The organism is Gemmiger formicilis, from assembly GCF_018784445.1.
Lineage (GTDB): Bacteria > Bacillota > Clostridia > Oscillospirales > Ruminococcaceae > Gemmiger.
The window spans coordinates 113443-114767 of record NZ_WQOH01000036.1; the positions used below are offsets into that span (position 1 = coordinate 113443).

Consider the following 1325-nt stretch of genomic DNA (forward strand, 5'->3'; position numbering starts at 1 on the left):
GCCGCAGAGGGCGTGCGCTATGAAAACGCCTATTCTGCCTGTCCGACCTGTGTTCCCGCACGTGCCTCTCTTTACACAGGTATGTCACAGGAACACACTGGTCGCGTCGGGTATGAGGATTTAGTGCCGTGGAACTATACCCACACGCTGGCTGGGGAACTGAGCAAGGCGGGCTATTATACGCAGTGCGTCGGTAAAATGCACGTTCACCCGCTGCGCAATAATTTGGGATTCAACGATGTACGGCTGCATGATGGCTATCTCCATGCCTACCGCCGCCCCAGTACGCCCAGTTATGAAGACCAGCGTGTGGCCGATGATTATTATTGGTGGCTCAAGCAGCAGCTTGGTGTGGATGCAGACCCCGTAGATACTGGCTTGGACTGCAACAGTTGGGTGGTTCGTCCGTGGATTTACGAAGAAAAGTACCATCCCACCAACTGGGTCGCCAGCGAGTGCCGGGATTTTCTGCGCCGCCGTGACCGTTCTAAACCTTTTTTCTTGATGGCCAGCTTCGTGCGGCCGCATCCGCCGCTGGACGCCCCGGAATATTATTTGAATTTGTACAAAGATAAGCCGCTAGCCGAACCTTGGCGCGGCGACTGGAACGACTGCGTCCGCTGGGAGCGCGACGGTCACAGTTACCATGCCCAGACTGCACCCTCGGATGAAAGCTATATTCAGCAGCTGCGGGCGGGCTATTATGCTGCCATCACCCATATGGATCATCAAATCGGACGCTTGATTTCCGCGCTGGTGGAAGAACAGATTATGGATAACACCGTGATTTTGTTTGTCTCCGATCACGGTGAAATGCTGGGCGACCATTTGATGTTCCAGAAAGCAAAACCATTCCAAGGCAGTATCCATGTACCACTGTTTATCTCCGGGCCGGAGCGTTACATCGGAAAGCGCGGCACGGTTCGCACGGACTTGGCTGAACTGCGGGATGTTATGCCCACGCTGTTGGAACTGGCAGAAGCCCCGATTCCCGAAACGGTGGACGGCACCAGCCTGTTGCACCCGCTAGACCGCGAATACCTGCATGGGGAACACACGCTGGGTGAAGATTCCATGCACTTTATCCTGACAAAAGAGGATAAATACATCTGGTACTCCCAGACTGGACGGGAACTGTACTTCAACCTGCGCGATGACCCGCACGAAACAAAAAATGCACTGGACGAAAACCCGGAGCGTGTAGCTGAACTGCGTGCCCTGCTGATTAACGCCTTAAAGAACCGTGAAGAACAGTACACAGACGGTCATACCTTGTTTGTGGGCAAAACGCCCCTGACCGTATTGCAGAACACCGAGGTGTTATG

General features: G+C 54.3%; 1 protein-coding gene. It reads left to right on the forward strand.

Translation table 11 applies throughout. From position 1 onward, the window contains the following. A partial coding sequence (locus GPK89_RS11355) for an arylsulfatase (protein WP_252261642.1) occupies nt 1-1325 on the forward strand: 1325 nt, incomplete at both ends.